The 18,549-nt window shown below is 56.1% G+C and carries 20 protein-coding genes; 7 read left to right on the forward strand and 13 right to left on the reverse strand.

Annotated elements, in window-relative coordinates:
- Window positions 1-45: 45 nt before the first annotated feature.
- The 8 genes from PspCFBP13509_RS08305 to PspCFBP13509_RS31685 all read right to left on the reverse strand — a co-directional run bounded on the left by PspCFBP13509_RS08305 (window position 46) and on the right by PspCFBP13509_RS31685 (window position 6,017).
- Window positions 46-291, reverse strand: a complete 246-nt coding sequence (locus PspCFBP13509_RS08305; protein WP_058426040.1) for a hypothetical protein — start codon at window positions 289-291, stop codon at window positions 46-48.
- Window positions 292-491: 200 nt separating this feature from the next.
- Window positions 492-704, reverse strand: coding sequence for a hypothetical protein (locus PspCFBP13509_RS08310; RefSeq protein WP_103451591.1), 213 nt, complete (start codon window positions 702-704; stop codon window positions 492-494).
- Between the two features lie 45 nt (window positions 705-749).
- On the reverse strand, window positions 750-1,043 hold the full coding sequence (locus PspCFBP13509_RS08315) for a hypothetical protein (protein WP_135196284.1): 294 nt from the start codon (window positions 1,041-1,043) through the stop codon (window positions 750-752).
- A gap of 31 nt (window positions 1,044-1,074) precedes the next feature.
- Window positions 1,075-1,605 carry a hypothetical protein gene (locus PspCFBP13509_RS08320; RefSeq protein WP_103451589.1) on the reverse strand — a complete coding sequence of 177 codons (531 nt, stop codon included), beginning with the start codon at window positions 1,603-1,605 and terminating at the stop codon, window positions 1,075-1,077.
- Window positions 1,606-2,000: 395 nt separating this feature from the next.
- A complete protein-coding gene (locus tag PspCFBP13509_RS08325) occupies window positions 2,001-2,456 on the reverse strand; it encodes a VOC family protein (RefSeq protein WP_137211805.1) in 456 nt (151 codons plus the stop codon).
- 472 nt (window positions 2,457-2,928) lie between these two features.
- A complete protein-coding gene (locus PspCFBP13509_RS08330; protein WP_065873175.1) occupies window positions 2,929-3,570 on the reverse strand; it encodes a hypothetical protein in 642 nt (213 codons plus the stop codon).
- Window positions 3,571-3,718: 148 nt separating this feature from the next.
- Window positions 3,719-4,066, reverse strand: coding sequence for a chorismate mutase (locus PspCFBP13509_RS08335; RefSeq protein ID WP_058426038.1), 348 nt, complete (start codon window positions 4,064-4,066; stop codon window positions 3,719-3,721).
- Between the two features lie 88 nt (window positions 4,067-4,154).
- A complete protein-coding gene (locus tag PspCFBP13509_RS31685; RefSeq protein WP_242001057.1) occupies window positions 4,155-6,017 on the reverse strand; it encodes an NAD(P)-binding domain-containing protein in 1,863 nt (620 codons plus the stop codon).
- A 119-nt stretch (window positions 6,018-6,136) separates the two neighbouring features.
- On the opposite strand from PspCFBP13509_RS31685, the gene PspCFBP13509_RS08350 reads away from it, so the two are divergent.
- A complete protein-coding gene (locus PspCFBP13509_RS08350; RefSeq protein ID WP_056859940.1) occupies window positions 6,137-6,997 on the forward strand; it encodes a LysR family transcriptional regulator in 861 nt (286 codons plus the stop codon).
- A 1-nt stretch (window position 6,998) separates the two neighbouring features.
- Here the strand turns inward: PspCFBP13509_RS08350 and PspCFBP13509_RS08355 are convergent, their stop codons facing one another.
- Window positions 6,999-8,411, reverse strand: coding sequence for an MFS transporter (locus PspCFBP13509_RS08355; protein ID WP_223271418.1), 1,413 nt, complete (start codon window positions 8,409-8,411; stop codon window positions 6,999-7,001).
- 267 nt (window positions 8,412-8,678) lie between these two features.
- On the opposite strand from PspCFBP13509_RS08355, the gene PspCFBP13509_RS08360 reads away from it, so the two are divergent.
- Window positions 8,679-9,437, forward strand: a complete 759-nt coding sequence (locus tag PspCFBP13509_RS08360) for an SDR family oxidoreductase (protein ID WP_056860326.1) — start codon at window positions 8,679-8,681, stop codon at window positions 9,435-9,437.
- Between the two features lie 85 nt (window positions 9,438-9,522).
- A complete protein-coding gene (locus tag PspCFBP13509_RS08365; protein ID WP_056860327.1) occupies window positions 9,523-10,023 on the forward strand; it encodes a nuclear transport factor 2 family protein in 501 nt (166 codons plus the stop codon).
- Window positions 10,024-10,083: 60 nt separating this feature from the next.
- Here the strand turns inward: PspCFBP13509_RS08365 and PspCFBP13509_RS08370 are convergent, their stop codons facing one another.
- Both PspCFBP13509_RS08370 and PspCFBP13509_RS08375 read right to left on the reverse strand, forming a co-directional pair.
- Window positions 10,084-11,478: a heavy metal sensor histidine kinase gene (locus PspCFBP13509_RS08370; RefSeq protein WP_056859942.1), complete on the reverse strand. Its 1,395-nt coding sequence runs from the start codon at window positions 11,476-11,478 to the stop codon at window positions 10,084-10,086.
- A complete protein-coding gene (locus PspCFBP13509_RS08375; protein WP_056859943.1) occupies window positions 11,451-12,146 on the reverse strand; it encodes a heavy metal response regulator transcription factor in 696 nt (231 codons plus the stop codon). Before PspCFBP13509_RS08375 ends, PspCFBP13509_RS08370 begins: the two co-directional genes overlap by 28 nt.
- Window positions 12,147-12,361: 215 nt before the next feature.
- Between PspCFBP13509_RS08375 and PspCFBP13509_RS08380 the strand changes: the two genes are divergently transcribed.
- The 4 genes from PspCFBP13509_RS08380 to PspCFBP13509_RS08395 all read left to right on the forward strand — a co-directional run bounded on the left by PspCFBP13509_RS08380 (window position 12,362) and on the right by PspCFBP13509_RS08395 (window position 15,775).
- Window positions 12,362-12,973 (forward strand): hypothetical protein, encoded by a 612-nt coding sequence (locus tag PspCFBP13509_RS08380; protein WP_056859944.1) that lies wholly within the window; start codon window positions 12,362-12,364, stop codon window positions 12,971-12,973.
- A gap of 71 nt (window positions 12,974-13,044) precedes the next feature.
- Window positions 13,045-13,668 carry a cytochrome b/b6 domain-containing protein gene (locus tag PspCFBP13509_RS08385; protein WP_056859945.1) on the forward strand — a complete coding sequence of 208 codons (624 nt, stop codon included), beginning with the start codon at window positions 13,045-13,047 and terminating at the stop codon, window positions 13,666-13,668.
- Entirely contained in the window at window positions 13,661-14,431 is a 771-nt protein-coding gene (locus PspCFBP13509_RS08390) for a molybdopterin-dependent oxidoreductase (RefSeq protein WP_056859946.1), read from the forward strand. The genes PspCFBP13509_RS08385 and PspCFBP13509_RS08390 overlap by 8 nt, the downstream gene beginning before the upstream one ends.
- A 951-nt stretch (window positions 14,432-15,382) precedes the next feature.
- Entirely contained in the window at window positions 15,383-15,775 is a 393-nt protein-coding gene (locus tag PspCFBP13509_RS08395; protein ID WP_056860328.1) for a RidA family protein, read from the forward strand.
- 154 nt (window positions 15,776-15,929) lie between these two features.
- On the opposite strand, the gene PspCFBP13509_RS08400 is transcribed toward PspCFBP13509_RS08395, so the two are convergent.
- Window positions 15,930-16,871 carry an AraC family transcriptional regulator gene (locus PspCFBP13509_RS08400; RefSeq protein WP_056859947.1) on the reverse strand — a complete coding sequence of 314 codons (942 nt, stop codon included), beginning with the start codon at window positions 16,869-16,871 and terminating at the stop codon, window positions 15,930-15,932.
- Window positions 16,872-16,897: 26 nt separating this feature from the next.
- Complete coding sequence (locus PspCFBP13509_RS08405) at window positions 16,898-17,731, reverse strand: oxidoreductase (RefSeq protein ID WP_058426034.1); 834 nt, start codon at window positions 17,729-17,731, stop codon at window positions 16,898-16,900.
- Window positions 17,732-18,549 lie beyond the last annotated feature (818 nt).

Raw genomic sequence — 18,549 nt, forward strand, 5'->3', positions numbered from 1 at the left:
GGCTGACCAGGGCGCTCAAGGTGTCTGACTGGATCGCTTCACCATTCATGGCGCCAGATCCCGCCGGCGGCGTGCTGCGGCGTCTTCAACAGCGATAAACAACCGCTCAATCGTAGCGGGGGTTAGCGCACGTGCGGCTTCCACCCCCTCCACAAAACCTTCTGCGCGCTCTTCGGCCAGTGCCAAGGCAGGCACATCTGCTGCGCGGCCGAGGCGTGCCAGGTGATTGGCGAGTTTGGTGCGGACCAGATCGGGCATGCTGACACCATTGCGCGAGAATACGACGCTCATTCTTTCACCCATTATTGTTGAGGTGAGGGATAACGCCAGGAAGGCGCTTCCTGATCGAATTAGCGGTCACTGCGTAAAACCACCGCTGTGGGGGTTGGTCTACCAGCGCAGGGGGGGCTGGTTTTCACCGGCCCACAAAAAAGCCCCCACACTGGCTTCAAGTGTAGGGGCCTTTTGAACATAAGCGGCGTTATTGGTAATCAGGTACGGCTGGCCCGACCGATCAAGGCATACAGCGGCTCTAACTTCGCCTGCACACTGGTCTTGTTTGCCACGCTGATCAGGTACTGCTGGGCAGCTACGCCTCCGGCTTCCGCCAGGGCCGCATAAATGGGCTGGAGCTTTGCGTCCACGCTAGTTTTATTCGCCTGTTCGATCAGGTAAGTAACGCCTGGGTTTGCTTCTACTGACATGCTCGTACTCCGGGTATCAGTCGTACTCATGGTGGGGGTTGCTTTCTACAGGCTCTGCGCGGCCGTGCGCGCCTCGGCAATCATTCCGGCAAGCTCGGCACCGTCCTCGGTGTTTAGCGTCACCTGCCAGAACTGATTATCGCCAGCCTCGCCGCTCACCTTGCACACCGCAACCCCACCAAAGGTAGCGGACTCGATACGCACTCGCTCAAACGGGGCACGTAGGCTGATATCTGGATTGCGCACGTCGAATTGCACAAAGTTGATGGCTACCGTGACCGTAACCGGCAGCGCGCCGGGCACTTGGGCCAAGGGGTGATATGTGCGGGTCATCATCATTTCTAAGGGTCCTTTCTGTTTGTCATGCGCGTCATTGGAATGCTTGCCATAGCTGATAGCAGAAAAAACCCACTAAAAGAAAGCCAGCACTAAGCCCACTAATCAAAGATGGGATTAAGAAAATCCACCATACCCGCTGGGAACGAATTTGAAATTTTTTCGTAGATGCAAGAAACAGTTGTAGAAGTTTAGGCCCTCTCATGCTCTCAATCATCGCGTTTGTTCTGGCCATATGGATACTTCCCCAGATCATTTTGATGATTTCCCATGATATGAAGAGCATCAAGGACAGTAAGCCGAGGAGCCCGCAAAGCGCGTAAAGCATGGGTGGGAGTTTCGTGGACAAAGTGGACCAAAAACCAAACAGGCCCGCATACCCAGCGACCAATAGGAGATTTGTGTAATTGGTTGCGCCCGCCATCTGCTTTTCATTCAGTTGCATCAACAGGTCAGCATCTTTATCTCTTTCGAGATGAAGCTGAAATTCCTTTAACTCCTGAATCTCTTTGGCGTGCGCATTCACTACATCGCTTGCCCGCTCATTCCATTGCTGCTGATCCATTCTTCTCCGCTCCGTTGAGAGTTGGGTTATAGGAAATTCTGATCGGTCCAAAGCGCGAATATGCCCTGGTAAGCGTCATCAGTGAGCCACATTTTTTCGCACCAAAACAGCGCGCCAGTCCCATGGCGGTCCCATGAGGCTATTTTTTGGACGCCAAAAAGCACAAACCCCCGACTTTCTCTAGGAAAATCAGGGGCTTGCGTTTTTTCAATTTGGCGGTGAAGGAGAGATTCGAATCCTCATCACCTCACGTGTCCACAGCCTCCGATTCAGCGCCTAAGCAATGACTGCTATTGGCCGATTTCTGCCTGTCGCGACCGGCTGAAACCGACCCATAGCTGTCGGTTGCGCCAGACAATAAAACGGCCGCAAGCAGACGTTCACCGCCGCATAATTCAGGAAAATGCAGCTTCTACAAATGCCTCTAACGCCATGTCTTCCAGGATTTCGATAGAGAAGTGCCCAAAGCGCTTGGGCAACCAGATAATGCGTGTCCCGGATGGGGATTGCAGGTTCGCACGGGCCAATGGCTTTCCGTTTTCGTCTTCTGGCTGAACACCGGCGACCATCAGTTCGTCGTATGCCTTCTCGATGTCCGGCGTCGAATAGCAGTGGCGATAAATCATCCCTTCTCCCGAGGAGTCTAATAGCTCCCGCAGGTTTCCCGCCAATGGCTGTACCAACATGAAACGCTCTTGACCGATCAGCGCTATCGCGTAGCGCACGTGCAGGCCACCTCGTTCCCAAACGAGCGTTTTGGATATCCTGGCATTAAGTATCTGTGCGTAGTAAGCACAGGCTTCTTCGAGATTATTGACAAGTACATCTACGTGACTGAACTTCAGATCCATTGCAGCCTTCCTGTTGAACCGACGTCCATGTTAAGCCGGAGACTCTCAGAATTCCAAGGGCTTCATGAATCTATATTGTTGGTGTAGAAGTGCGCCAATTCAGCGGTAAACCAGCGTTCAAACTGAGGTAAGCGAGGGGTTGTCCATCGCTTGAGACGAACAAAAGTGACTGTCCGCTTCTGGCCGAGAGCTGTCAGTCATAGCTGCTCCATGTTGACAGAGCTTCCGAAAAACATTTTGACTAGGCTCTAGGAAGGCGTTTTCAGGTCGATAATGCTGTTATTTGCCCCCCCTTTTGCCCCCAATCGCATTGAGTGTGCGAGTGATCTTGAATGGTGACCTGCGACTGACTCCAGTATGGCAGTACCTGGTATTCGGTGCACGCAAGCTAAAGCGGCGCTCCCGAGCAACGCAATCAGCGTGAGCGAGGATCTTTATTTGATCCGAAACACACTGGTTTTATGCTTGCCTCTCATTCAGCCCTGATTGTTTCGTGAAATATTTCTGCATAAAGCCGAGCGACGGTCGGTGTGAGGTTGTGTACTGAAGGAATCAGAAAATTTGAGTTGGGGGCGAGTCGTTTTGCGTAGATGACTTCGTAAACCCTGCGAACGATTCCTGGCTCTGTTTCCTCTTGGTCGAAGCCAGGCATTATTCCTACGGCTTTGTAACCCGCATGCTCCAGTGCTTGTTGCATATACGGAGCGCTGGTTGTCGCCATACCATAGATCAAGCCCGCTCCCATGAACCTTCCCATTTTTTCTCCGAGGTCTTGGGCAGCTACGGCCAGTTTGGTTTGTCTATGATGTTTGGCTACCGCGCCCACTCGCCCGAAGATGACATCAGCGCCGTCAATTTTTTCCCACGTTGCTATCGCGACGATTTCATGATTTCGGCGGACCACTATAGCGAACATCGCCCGCTCCAGATCGTCTTCGAGCACCACGTTGTCTTCATAAAATTGCTGGTTCAGAAAAGGGCTCCCTAACCCCACCGTAATGGAGGGAAACCACGTCTGGAAAAAAATTATCGCTACATCGATCTCCTCGCGTTTCAGGTAATCCCATGTGTAGCCAGAGGGTAAAACAGTGAAACTGCGAATCTGATCGATCATTGGCCATTTCATGCGGTTCTGCTCGTCTTGATAGTCTAATTGCCTTTCAGGAATCGGTCGGAGAAAGGGGCTTATTCAGTCGCTTCTCTATCGAGTTGTCTGCGATCTATCAGCAATTCCCGGGCGTCTAGTGAGGGGAGGCGGCGGGTTAGACGGCGGTGTTTTCAGGTTTGAGGACAGCGCCCTCGCAGAGTCCTGGGTTATGCCTGGCCGCAAATTGTCTGTGGCGGTCGACCACTTCACCGATGACAAACTGCATCAGCTTCTGGACGAAGGCCGTATCGAGGTTGGCCTCCTGGGCGAGGGCTGTCAGACGTTCGTATTGATGCTGCTCTCTCTTCTTGTCCACCGCTGGCAATTGATGTCGGGCTTTAAGCAAGCCGACCTCATCAGTACAGCGGAACCGTTCAGCAAGCATGTGGATGAGCGCGGCGTCGATATTGTCGATGGTTTGTCTGAATGCCGAGAGTTGACGCGTGATGTCGGAATTGTCCATGGATAACCTCGTGGCAGTTGTTCTAAGGGGCTTGTCTGTACCCTTCCTTGGTCCTTCCATGATTGGACGGAGAACCTGAGCAGGCGCTTTACGCGGGATCGGGCATGTTCAACGATTCCTCCAGCCACTGCATGACTACCTTGAAAGCCGAGTCTGAATTGCGTTCATAGATCAATCCGTGGCCGTTGCCGTGAATACCCAGTGCCGGTAGATCCAGGTGGTGAATGTTGGCACCGGCATTTCGCAGGAAAGGGACAATGCTGGATGCGTAAGAAGCAAACGCTGATGTCTCACCTGTCATCAGCGCTACCGGAACGCCCTGCAATCCGGGAATTTTCAGGGTTGATGGTTCTGCTGTGCGGACTTGCTCCGCCGTCTCGCGAGGCGGATCAAAGGTCAAAGGGGCGGCGGTCAGTCCCCATTCGAGGCTGCCTATACCCGGCGTATGGCCAAATACCGGCCCCATAGGCTCCACTGCCACAATCCCTGCGATCAGGTCGGGTCGACGATCGGCGACCAACCAGCCACTGGGCCCGGAAGCGGAATGCGTAACGATGATGGCCTTACCGATTCTGTCGAGCAGTTCGGCCAGTCGGTCCGCGTCCAGGGTCTGCGAGGCCGCAAGGTCAGCCGGCATGGGGCCGTAAGCTGCAATGAAGGCGTCAAACGCTGCTTCGTCATCCGACTCAAACGGCCACTGCGTTTCTCCACCTCCCTCTGGAAAGTAAACTTCGCGGGCGCGTTCATAGGAGAACGCTGGCCCCATCGGTCCCATGATGTCGGGGTGATACGGCGATCGCCCGTGGCCGGGTCTGTCGACGCGAAAGACTACGAAGCCCGCTTCGAGGAACCGCTGCGCCCATCCCGGGCGACCATCGGGTGTATCCAGCCATTCGGTGCCCTGCAGCGTGCCGCCGTGCACCAGCACCACGGGATAGGCTTGAGTGATGTGCTCAGGGGATTCCCAGGCTACGTACATCGGACCCTTCTGGAAATTTTTACCGTTCTGGGTAACACGGGCGCCGGTCACCCAGAAGTTGCCACGCCGCGTACGTTTTATCGGTGCGCTTCGCCAGGGTTGCTGGGCATGATCGGCTGATTGGGTAAGTGTCTGCGTAGCGAAGACCGACCAGTCCTTGTGCCCGTCTCCCCGGGCAACTGCCGACGTCATTTTCGATCGCACTGCATCCGCAGCAGGCAGTTCCAGGTCCTTGAGACGGCCCGCATCAATAGCCAGATTTATATCCTTGAGGCCAAGAGACAGTTTGAAACCCGGTTCAAAGCTGTTGTTGGCGATGTTCTGCCCATACCGTTGATAACTGGGGCAGGCGAACAGGGTCTGGGTCATGAGGTTGACGAAAATCGAAGGGGTCAGTCCGTGGCGTTGAACGAGTCCGCTTGCTTCGCCCAGCGACTGGATGGCTTGAGTGATCATCATGTTGCCGGCGATTTTCGCGATACACGCGTGTTCAGGCTGATCGCCCAGATACCAGGTTTTTTTCCCGAGCAGGTCAAACAGCGGTTGAACCGTCGAGACAGCTAGCTGCGATCCGGCCGCCAGGATGTTCAACTCGCCGCTCGCGGCCACGGCGGGCACGCCGAAAACCGGTGCCGCGACCAATGCCATGCCGACTGCATCATGCATGCCCTGCAACTCGACCATGAGTGAAGGCGACAAAGTCGACATCACGACATGCACGCAGGCCTTGTCTGCATTTTCCAGAGCAGCGCTGGACAGCAGCACTTCCCTGACGGCGGCATCATCGGCCAGCAGGCTGATGACGACCTCTTGCTGAAAGGCCGAGGACGGGGATTCGAGAACGCTTACTCCTTCGAGATCCATAATCGCAGCGTGACTACGGTTCCATGCCGATACGTGATGGCCGGCCCGGATGAGCAACGGAATGATCGCTCTGGTCATGCTTCCCACACCGATAAAGCCAATCTTCATTTGCAGTCCCTCGGTTGGTGTTTCGACGAAGGTGTATGCAGAGAAGTATGTCGAGCCTGGGATTGCTACGGCACTGCCATTACTGCACTCTCACTGTTCATTTTTGTACGGGGTAGAGTATGGACTGGAGTGATGTGCGGATCTTTCTCGCGATTGCCCGCAGTGGGTCATTGGGCGCTGCTGCCAAGCTGTTGGGTGTTAGCCATCCGACCGTGGGGCGGCGCTTGCAGGTGCTTGAGCAGTCCAGTGGCCAGCCCATTTTCCTGCGTACCACCCAAGGTTTGGTACTGACCGACAGCGGAGAGAAGCTGCTCAGCCTAGCGCAGGAAATGGAGCAGAGTGCGTTGGCCATCGAAAGGCGCCTGGCGGGCGACAGCGCCCAGCCAGAAGGTGTGTTGCGCATTTCTTGCGCTGACTGGTTTGCCTGTTATGTGCTGGCCCCCGTCCTCAGTGAACTGGGGCGACGTTACCCTCTGATTGTGCCTGAGGTTATCGCCGGGCATCGATTGTTTGACCTGGCTCGTCGCGACGCCGATATCGCGTTTCGAATCGTCCCTTTCACCGAACCCGATATTGTTCACCGCAAGCTGATCTCCCTGAGCTATGGGTTATACACGGCCGTCGGATCTGCTGATCCCGAGCCACAGGGCGAGGGGGTTGGTTTGATTACCATGAGTGTTGCCCAGTCTCATTATCCCGATGTGCAGTGGCTGCAGCAGCGTTACCCTCTGGCGCGTACCTTGTTCACCAGTAGCAGCCGCACAGTCCAGGCGCAAATGTGCACGCAGGGGCAGGGCGTTGCCGTATTGCCCCGCGCCTTGGGTGACCAATTAACGGCGCTGCGGTTGATTGATCCGCACGAGCCGCCACCGGGTCGCGACATATGGATGGGCTACCACCAGGACATGCGCCAGATGGACAGCCTTCGTGCTCTTGCCGATCTTGCTTCCATCATGATCGGCAATCAGGCATGCGGTTGACTCACTCTGCTGGGTGCATGGCCGCCGTTTGCGGATCAGTAGCAGGTTGGCGCGTCAGGGTAAGGCTCAATCCCGCGCCTACCGCCAGGCATGCTGCGATGCAGAGTATGGAGACGGTGAAAGCGTGGGTGATGGCAGCCGCGTCCGTATCCGTGCCTAGAAGGGTGTAGAAAATGCCGCCTATTATTGCCACGCTCAGTGACGTGCTGATTTGCAGGGTGGAGCTGGTAATGCCTGCAATCATGCCGGAGTATGCGGGTGCCACACGTCCTGTGATCATGCGCATCAATGTCGGAAGGGCTAATCCTTGTCCGAAACCGATCAGAAACAGAATGACGGCAAGGGGCAGCGCAGCGGGGCTGGCGGACATCGGCGTGTGCGCCACGAGCCAGGCCAAGAGCACAAATCCCAACACTTCAAGCCCCATTCCGACGGGATTGACGTATGCCCCCAGAAAACGCCTGAACTGAGGGGTGGAAAGCGGTCCCAGCAAAAATCCCGCGCCGAAAGGAAGGAAGACGAGGCCTGCATTGAGTGGGCTCGTGTGCAGCGCTCCCTGTAGATAAATGGAAAGCAGCAGGAAAAACACGCCGATCGCGTAAAAGGTGAGGGCGACGAGCAGTGCCCGGGCAAGACCGGGCGCGCGCAGTGCGGCAGGATTCAGCAACGGAGCACCTTGCGCTTGATGCAGGCGGGCTTCGTAGCGCCAGAACAGCCAGGCCAGCAGCGGCACCGCTGCAAGCGACAGCCAGGCCCACAAAGGCCAACCCGATTCACGCCCCTCGATCAGAGGAATGATCAGAGCCGCAAGCGTCACCATCGACAATAGCGTTCCGCCCAGATCCAGCTTGCTTGTCTGTGGTGCGTGGGTTTCCTTGACCACTGGAATGGCGACAAGGATGACCAGTAACGCAATCGGTAAATTCACCAGAAATATCGCCCGCCAGCCCAGGTTCATCAGGTTGAGCGATATCAATATTCCGCCAAGTGCCTGGCCGACTACCGAAGCCAGACCAAAGACCGCGCCATACAGGCTCAGTGCCAAGGGCTTTTCGGAGTCGGGGAATATCGCCTGCACTGATGCGAGTGCCTGAGGTGCCATGATGGCTGCCGTCACGCCTTGCAGCGAACGTCCGGCGATCAACACCCAGGGTGACTCGGCTACACCGCAGATCAGTGAGGCAACGGCAAAGCCAACCAGACCAACGAAGAACATTCTCATGCGGCCATAGATGTCACCCAGCCGTCCACCGGTAATCAGTGTCACGGCATAAAGCGCCGCATACGAGGAGATGATCAACTGTTCGGCGGAGGAGGCCGTGCCTAGCGATTGCTGAATTGAAGGCAGCGCTACGTTGACGATGAAAAAATCCAGCGGCGGTAAAAATGCACCGACCAACAAGATGGTGAACATCAACCAACGCCGCGGTTCCGGGGGGGCGACTTTTGTCTTAGGCATAAGGTCTCCTTCCTGGAACCCCTCGGTTCCAGAATATTCTCGATTGCAGGTCATGCTCTGAATCAGCTGACTCCAATCTAAACGATCAAACCTTCCCTTACGCCTCACATAAATGAACGGCCAATGTTCATTTATGGCAGTGCCGCTCAGCCCCTGACTCCTCTCAAAATGGCCGCACTGTGGTTCCAGTCGAGCCACACAATCGAGACTGAGGAGTCAGATATGTCAGGCAAATTCGCTAATCAGGTTGCAGTCGTCACCGGGGCATCCACAGGGATCGGGTTTGCAATTGCGCAAGGTTTGATTGCCGAGGGAGCCAAGCGTGTTTACATCACGGGTCGTTCTGCAGCCACGCTGGAGGCGGCGGTGGCGAAGCTAGGCGACAGAGTCGTAGCGGTCATTTCCGATGTCGCCAGCCAGGCTGATCTCGATAAACTCAAAGCTACAATTGAGGCGCGCGACGATCAGCTGGACTCAGTGTTTGCCAACGCGGGTATTTGCGAAAAGAACCCGCTGGGCGAGACCACCGAGGCGGCTTATTTCAACATGTTCGACATTAACGTGAAGGGGGTTTTTTTTACCGTTCAAACGTTGATGCCATTGTTGAAAAACGGTGCGTCGATCGTGTTGACGGCCTCTATCTGTTCCAGCAATGGGATGGAAGGACTGAGCCTCTACAACGCATCCAAGGCCGCAGTACGGTCCTTCGCCAGGACTTGGGCCAACGAACTCAAAGGTCGCAAGATTCGAGCGAATGTCCTGAGCCCTGGCTTCACCCGCACGCCTCTGATGGATAACGGCTTGAAGATGAGCGAGAGCGACATTGCCGCGCTGCGCCAACACGTCGAGCAGATCACTCCGCTGGGGTATATGGCCCAACCTGAAGAAATCGCCTCGTCGGCGCTGTTCCTTGCATCTGCCGATGCGAAATATGTCAACGGTGTGGAGCTGATGGTCGACGGCGGCCTGTCGCAGATCTGAACACGTGCTCAACCGTAGCGCAGCCCTCGCGGAGGGCTGCCTTCGTCGCTTATGCGAAGCCTCAGCAGGAAACCCCATCATGAACATGGAACAACTGACCGCCCGACTGGACGCCCTGGAAAGTCGCGCCGCCATCGAGTCGCTGATAAACGCCTACGCCAATGCCTTCGACCGCATCGACGCCTCGCTCCTGAGCGGTATCTGGCACGAAGAATCAACACTGGATCTACCGGGTTTTGGCCAAGCCGGAAACCGTGACGAAATCCTCGCGATGGCGCAAAACAGCTGGCGCCAGATGCCACATATGCATCACTGGATGGCCAACCCGCTGATCGATATTAAGGGTGACAGCGCGGTGGGTACGGTGGCTGCGGATTGCCTGTTTCACGACATTGAAAAAGGCCCGGTGCAAGTCAGCGGGCTGTACCACGACAGGTTTGAACGTCGGGACGGAAGATGGGCGTTCTTGTCACGTCGTTTTGAACTGCACTTTCTTACACCTTTGAAGGACTGGGTACCCGTTGCTGGCGAAGAAAAGTATGCGCCGGTCGAGCACCAGAGCCTGGGCAAGCCCTCAGACAGTTGACCTGCGCGCATGAGTTTCAGTTGGGGGCAGCGAACGACAAGCACTGTCCGCCGACGTCGTTCAAGCTCCAGGGAATGACAGCGAAAAACAGATAACCCCGGGCTTTGGCTGTTCGACACGCACGTGACCTTCATGCAGTTGCATGATTGCCACGACGATGGCGAGGCCAAGGCCGTAGGAGTCAGAGTTCTGGTGGCGAGACGCATCGCCGCGGTAAAAGCGGTCGAAGAGTTTGCCCACGGTTTCATCACTCAGCACAGGCCCTTGGTTCTTCACTTCAATGCGGGCTCCGCCGGGGGTTTCCATCACCCGGATCTGAATCTCGGTGCCCTCGTAGGCATAGCGAACGGCGTTTGCCACCAGGTTGCTCAAGGCTCTGCGCAGCAGCAAAGGGTCAGCGAGCACGTTTCCATCGCCTGTTATCTGTACGGTCATTCGCCGCTCTTCAGCCAAGCCTTCAAAATAGTCGGCAATGCGCTGCGATTCGTCATGCAGCGATAGTTGCTGGCGCTCCACCAGTGCGTGCGCTTCATCGGCGCGCGCAAGGAACAGAATGCTTTCGACGATGCGCGAGATCCGTTCGAGCTCTTCAAGGTTCGAAGCGATCAGTGCCTGATAGTCATCCTCGCTGCGGCGCTGGCGAAGGGCGACCTGGCAATGCCCCATCAGCGACCCCACCGGCGTGCGGATTTCATGGGCAAGGTCAGCGGAAAATTGCGTCAATCGTTGATAACCCCGGGCAAGACGATCGAGCATCGCGTTATAGGCGTCACTCAGCTGTTGCAGTTCAACCGGCGTATCGGAGCTGTCCATACGGCTGTGCAGACGCTCGGGTGTTATCGCTGCCGCATGCGCGGCCATCTTGCGTAACGGACGCAGCCCTCGACGCAGTACCAGGTAACCCAGCAACGCGGTGGCCAGAAACGCAAGGGCAACGGCCAGGTAGATACGTTCGCGATACGCCGCGAGCATAGCCATTTCCTTGCCCATGAGGTGCGCGGCGGTCAGGCGCACTTCACGTCCCCCCGACGTCGTGACGACGGAGGCGGCGCGCAGCATTGTTCCCGAGTCGGTCACGCCGCTACGCAGGTCACTGACGCTCAGCTTTGTATCCTGGCCGATCACGGGCAGTTCAGGCAACGTGACGTTCAGTGGATTTACCTGGATTACCGGTTGCTGTCCGGGCTCTTCAATGATGAAGATGTCGTCTTCGCTGTCGAGCATGTTCTTGAAAATCTGCGGGCTGTCGCGCAGCTTTTCGATGGCGAGCTCGTAGTGCAGCAGCTTGCGAAAATGTTCCAGGCGGCCCATGACCGCATGATCGCTGTACACCAATACCGAGGCTTTCATCGTCTGATACAGATAAACGCCTGCACCGGCCACGGCCAGCATCGCTACCATGGAAAACGCCACGGTCGATCGCAGGGTCAGAGAGGGTTGGCGTCGGGACCGCATGGCCTCACCTCGCAGACATAGCCGATACCGCGAATGGTATGGATCAGCTTGATAGGGTAGGGCTGATCGACCTTGCTGCGCAGGCGCTTGACCGCTACGTCCACCACGTTGGTATCGCTGTCAAAATTCATGTCCCAGACTTCCGAAGCGATCTGTGTCCTGGACAGCACATCGCCTGCCCGGCGCAGAAATAGATGCAGCAGGGCGAACTCCTTGTTGGTCAGCACGATCACCTGCTGCTGGCGTGTAACGCGGCGCCGGACCAGATCCAGCTCGAGGTCGGCGAGGTGGAAATGGTCGGCTTCGCGCACGACACCACGACGCAAGATGGTGCGGATGCGTAACAGCAGTTCAGTAAACGAAAAAGGTTTGACCAAGTAGTCATCGGCGCCCAGTTCCAAGCCGCGAATGCGGTCCTGCAACTGGTCGCGCGCGGTCAGGAACAGCACGGGGACGTCTTGTCTGGCGCGCAAAAGCTCGATGATCTGAAACCCGTCAATCCCGGGCAACATCACGTCCAGCACGATCAGATCGTAGGTCGTATGCAAGGCCATGTGCAGGCCGTCGGCGCCGTGCTGGGTCCAGTCGACGTTGTAACCGGACTCGCCGAGCCCCTTTTTGAGGTACTCACCTGTTTTGGTGTCATCTTCGATTAGCAGGATATGCATCGTGAGGCGCGCTCGGGTCTCTTCATGACAGGATTCAGCCCGCGACATCGGTATCTCGGCTGTGCAGTGTAACGGGATGAGCGGGCGCAGTCGGTTACATTTCTGTCATTCATGGGCAGGGCTGACGAATGACAAAAATGTCATTCGGCGGTCATCGTGACGTCCCGGTCTGCGGTCGAGGATGGCGGCACATCACCCCATGAGGAATCGTCACCATGCAACTAAAAAACGCCTTGTCTACCACATTCGGTTTGTTGATGCTCAGTGCTGCCGTCATTGCTACCGCGGCTGACATGCCGGTGATCAAACCGCTGCGTGGCACGGTGGAAAGCGTCAGCAACAATACGCTGACATTCACTGTCCGCTCCGGCGCCCAGCAGACTATCGGACTGACTGACAAGACCGGTATCAACCGGGTATCGAAGGCCAATATCGAATCGATCAAATCCGACAGCTTCATTGGCTCGGCGGCCATCCCGCAGGCCAACGGAACATTGAAGGCGCTGGAGGTGACGGTTTTTGACGCCAGCCTGAAGGGCAGCGGCGAAGGTCATTATGGCTGGCAGAACGCGGATGGCAGCACAGGCACCATGACCAACGGTACAGTGGGGAAACTGTCCAAAGCTGACGGCCGCACATTGACCGTCAACTACAAGGGTGGCGAGAAACAAATCGTCGTACCGGACGATGTGCCAATTGCCTACGTCGAGCCAGGCAAAGCCGATGAACTGGTCAAAGGTACGAAAATTGTCGTGTTCCCCGCCGCAGATGGAACCACCGCGCGCGGCATTGCAGTTGGCAAGGATGGCTTCCAGCCACCGATGTAATCACCTGAAAAGGCAGGGGCGCTGCCGCTTGGCAACGCTCCGCTACATGGCTGGTTTCGAGGGGGAAACACGTGAGACAGAAAAAGCTTCATCCCTGGCCGGTTCGCCTCACCCACTGGCTCAACGCCGCCTGCATGGTCTGCATGTTCATGAGCGGTTGGGCCATTTACAACGCCTCGCCACTGTTCGGCTTCAGGTTTCCAGTGTCGGTAACCGTGGGCGGGTGGTTGGGTGGGGCGCTGGCCTGGCACTTTGCATTCATGTGGCTGCTGCTGATCAACGGCGCAATCTATGTGCTGTATGGCGTCGTCAGTCGCCATTTCAAACGTGAGTTGCTGCCCATTGGGCTTGTCGCATTGAAGCGTGATTTTACGGACGCTTTGCGCTTCCGGCTCGTGCATGAAAAGGGTGTCTATAACGCTGTGCAGCGCCTGATGTACTGGATGGTGCTGGCAGCAGGCGCACTCGTCGTCATTTCGGGTGTGGCGATCTGGAAACCCATTCAACTTCAAGAGCTGGTCGCGCTACTGGGCGGCTATGACGTCGCTCGCTACGTACATTTTGCGGCGATGGCGGTAATTGCTGCATTCGTCGTGATTCATCTTGGGTTGGTAATGCTGGTACCCAAAACCCTGCTGCCAATGATTTCAGGTGGGGTGCGGTCGCTTGATATCAGGAGAAATGGCCATGACTGAATCCAGAAAAGGAACTGTTCAGCGCGTCAGGCTTGAACCTGCGCAACAGCTTGAGTTGGAGAATATCCAGCGCCGGCATTTCCTTCGTGCCGGCTTGACCGTGGGTGCGATGTCGATGCTGACCGGCTGCAACCTGCAGGACGGCGATCAGGTTGACAAGGTCCTTTGGGCCATGTCGCGCTGGAACGATAGGGTCCAGGCATGGCTGTTCAGCGGACAGAAACTGGCGCCGACCTTCACCCGCGCGCAGATCACTACGCCATTTCCGTTCAACGCATTCTATGGCCAGGACGATATCCCTGAAGTGGACCTCGCCAGTTACTCGCTCGCCGTCTCCGGCCGGGTCAGGGACAAGGCTCCATGGACACTCGAAAGCTTGCGCAAACTGCCGCAACGTAGCGATATCACCCGTTTGATCTGTGTTGAAGGTTGGAGCGCCATAGGACAATGGGGAGGTGTACCGCTCAAAACCTTTCTGGAACACATCGGTGCCGATACCACAGCGAAATTCGTCGGTTTCAAATGTGCTGATCGCTATTACTCCAGTCTGGACATGCCGACGGCCTTGCACCCACAGACACTGCTGGCGCTGGATTACGCTGATGTCGCGTTGCCGCCCGAGTACGGCTATCCGCTGCGGGTTCGAGTACCCACCAAATTGGGCTTCAAAAACCCCAAGCATGTTGTCGAGATTTTCGTGAGCAACGACAACCCGGGCGGGTATTGGGAAGACCAGGGATACAACTGGTTCAGCGGGATCTGATGGCGCAAAAACTGAACAGCCACGCCAGGAATGCTGGCGAGACTCATGACACCAGACCTGATATGAGGCGTCCCCATGACCTATATATCTGCGGTACCGCCAGCTTCATCAGTGTTACCGACTTCAGAAAACAAGAAGCGGGCAACGACCCATAGTGCAGATTTCCAATCCCAATTGCAGGCTCAGTCCAGATCACCTGTGCAGGAGCCGGATACAACCCGCGCTCATCTGTTATCGGAATCGACCACAAACCTGTCATGCCGGCCGGAGATGCGAGCGCTGCTTCAATTGTTGCCATGGCGAAGGAACGCCGACGGTTCTTTCAGCAGACCGGGCCGATCAGTGCCAGGTACGCGAGCCAGTGGCTTGGATATTGCGGACTTCAACTTCCCTGATCGAAACATTCTGGATAGCAGTGAGATTATCAAACACACCTGCGGAAATGAGGAGGGTAGACGGCCCTACTCAAAGTCCTTTGATGAGCGAATCGTGTGTACTTTCAATGGCGAGGAAAGCGAATTCTCTTCTGATGTGATCTGCAAAGAGGGATTGAATGCGTTCGCTACCGCAGTGGCTCTTTCCCCGATAACCCTCACCTGGTTACCGATTGAGATTGTTAGAGCACCGCTACGGTCGCCTGGCGTACGGATTTTTCGCCGTCGCAAGTCCTCTTCAGTCGAGAGCCACCTTCTCGACAAGTCAATTTCAGAGTAAGGGCGTTAAACGGGCGGATCTCGATAGCTCTTTCGCCGCGGGGCTAGTATTTCTATCGAGAAAGCAGCTACGCCAATGCGCGTCTTTATTTATTAGTGGTCTGTCGTTCGCTTACTGGCCGGGGTTTCTAGAGTGGCGAATGCGGTTTTATGAGGCTGAGTCCCAGTGACCCGATTGGACGCCGTTCTGGCACGTGAGTTAGCTTTCGTATCCGTTTATATTTTGGGCTCCACAACCATGACTGATCGTCAGATCATTGTTCCAGATGGCATGAGATTGCTCTGCGAGCATGCTGGTTATGCACCAGCTGTAAAGGTAGGAAAGACTCTTTACTGCGCTGGTCAGGTAGGCCGGACGCCGGAATTATCAGTTATCGAAGACCCAGAGCAGCAGTTTTTGGCAGCTTGGGACAATCTCCGGCTCGTCTTGGAAGCCGGCGGGTGCGAATTTGAAGATGTCGTCGAAATGACAACTTATCACGTCGATATGCACCGCCACATGCCAATTTTTAGACGCGTGAAGGATAAAGTCTTTCCTCGGAGTACTTGTGCATGGACATGCATAGGTGTCGGTGAACTGGCTCGCCCCGGCCTTCTCGTGGAGATCAAATGCATCGCCGTAGAGCGATAGCTTTTCTGATAGGCCCCTGAATATACAAATCCTGGATGGGTGTTTATCTATGCGGCAGCAGATGTGACACTTCACTCGCCCGTTGTGTCGGCAGGCACGCCATCCGCACGTTCCCACGCCTACTGGCGACGGGCAAGACAGGATTGTTTGAAACTCAGTGTGATGACACGAAGGGCGACGGGGTTGTCGGTGCCGGCAACGTATAAGCCTGCTTCATCCGCGCCACCTCCGCTATTGGCGTGCGTCCGAAGAGGCGCTTGAAATCGCGGCTAAATTGCGAAGCACTTTCATAACCCACCAGAAATGCCGACTTGGCCGCTGTCAGGTCGTTACGCAGCATCAGTAATCGCGCTTGATGCAACCGCGTCGACTTGAGGTACTGCATAGGCGAGGAATCGGTCACCTTGCGAAAATGCAGATGAAAGTTAGGCACGCTCATCTGCGCTTCCTGGGCGAGGATTTCTACATCCAGATGCTCGTGGTAACAGCGGTGGATTTTGTGAATGGCGCGCGTCACCTTGCCGAACTGACCCTGCTGGGCGATAGCCGCGCGTAGGGTACCGCCTTGTTCGCCAGTGAGAATGCGGTAGTAGAGTTCGCGCAACATCGCTGGTCCGAGGATTTGCGCGTCGGTGCAGTCGCCCATGACTTCCAGAAAACGCAGGGTCGACTGGCGCAGCGGTTCGTCCATGGGCGAGGCGTACATACCCATAGGCTGAGCCACGCGGATGTTCCATACCTCATCTACCTGCTGAATCAGCTCGCCGGCCAGATTGAAATCCAGACGTATGTACACCGCCAGCATTGGCTCCGCCTCGCTAGCGTCGGTCTCCATTGTAAAAGGCACTGGCACTGACACCACCAGATAATGCTGGGCGTCATAGATGTAAATTTCATCACCCAGATAGCCGCGTTTCTGCCCCTGACAGAGGATGACGATGCCCGGCTCATATAGAACCGGGGTGCGCTTCAGCGGCCGGTTGGAACGCAGAAAACGCACATCATCCAGCGGACTCAGGTTGTAACCCTCCAGCGGTGCAAGCTGGCCCATCAACTGCACCATACGCGCAGTGCTCGGGTCCTTGGATTTCGGCATCGATTGTACGTTCTCCACTTTTATGCTCAGCCGTCCGTGGAACAGCTCAGCGCTTCCCATTGCTCAATACTCTCCGCCGTCCGCTGCAGCTTGTCACGCACCAGAGCCAGGGCGTCGCTGCCCAGCAGCAGTTGAGCCGGCGGATTAGGGCTGGTGATAATAGTCATCATGGCGCGTGCGGCTTTCTGCGGGTCGCCCAGTTGAAGGCCGCTTTTTTCCTCACGGGCTTTTCGCACCGGGTCGAAAGTCGCATCGTAGTCACTGATGCTGCGCGGCGTACGCTGCATCGAACGACCTGCCCAGTCCGTTCGGAAAGACCCCGGCGCCACGGCCGTTACAAAAATATTGAAGGGCGCAAGCTCTTTGTTCAACGTATCAGAGATGCCCTCCAGGGCAAATTTGCTGCCGCAGTAGTAAGCAATACCTGGCATGGTGATATAGCCACCCATGGACGTGATATTGAGGATACGTCCCGCCCGCCGCTGGCGAAAAAAGGGCACAAACGCCTTGGTCATCGCCACCGCGCCGAATACATTGACGTCGAACTGACGGCGCATTTCCTCCAGCGACGACTCCTCGAAAACCCCTTCGTGGCCATAACCCGCGTTGTTAACCAGCACGTCCACCGGGCCATACTGACCCTCAATAGCGGCGACGACGGCGTCGATGGCATTAAAGTGGGTAACGTCCAGCACCACGCCATGGGCTCTCTCAGGCAAGAGCGCCTGGAACGTTGCCAGAGAGGATTCGCTGCGAACAGTGCCGATCACTCGATGGCCCTGAGCGAGAGCTTCCTTAGCCAGGGCCTGGCCAAAGCCGCTACTAACGCCCGTGATAAAAATGGTTTTTTCTGCACGCATGGGGCGCACTCCTGAATATATAAGGTCAGGCTATGCTAGGGCGGAGAGTGGCTGGGAACTATGCCTGATTCGATTTTAGTATTGCCTGATTCTATCGGAGTGCTCGGTGAGCAACCTGAAATCTGCTGGCAAAAAACGAGGCCAAAGGAAGAAAAACGACGGGCTTATTTACCTGCTCTAATGTCTGCTTCGTGTCGCAAGTCGTTTTTCGGTAACGCTGATGTGCATGCGGTCTGGCCGAAGGTGTCGCACCTGCGCTCCAAGGTTTTCGCATTGGCAGTAAAGGCTGCGCGCGCAGTTAATCGCCGAACAGATCGAACATCAGGTGCCTGAACCATTTATTGACGGGGCGCGGTTGTATTTGCTGGGCCAGAATAAATTGATGGCGATTTCGGTGAGGCAACGGGACTGGCGGGCTTGCAAATGAATGGATCTCCATGCCCATGAAAAGCCAGAAATGCTCAGCTAAACAGCCTGCCAGACGAAGCCTAAAGGCTCTCAGGGGCGCCGAAGAACATTTTGACTGGGCTCTAGCGCAGTATTTTCAGGTCGGAAAAACTAAAGTATGCCCCCAGTTTTGCCCCCAGTTGCGCGGGGCACGCGGGCGATCGCGATTGGCGATTTCTGAGGCGTAGCAGGGTGGTCGTTGATGGCTTTCAGTGTACGTCAGGCTCGACTTGTAGGGGAGGTGCCCGGCCGTTGGTGATCAAGTCTTTCGAGGAAGCTTACAGACTCATTACACGGCCTTCGAGATCGGTAAGATCACCGCCATTCCCTTCGGTTTCGCTGCGGTGAGGATGCTGCGGCGCGCACTCTAT

The organism is Pseudomonas sp. CFBP13509, from assembly GCF_005233485.1.
Taxonomy (GTDB): Bacteria; Pseudomonadota; Gammaproteobacteria; order Pseudomonadales; family Pseudomonadaceae; genus Aquipseudomonas; species Aquipseudomonas marginalis.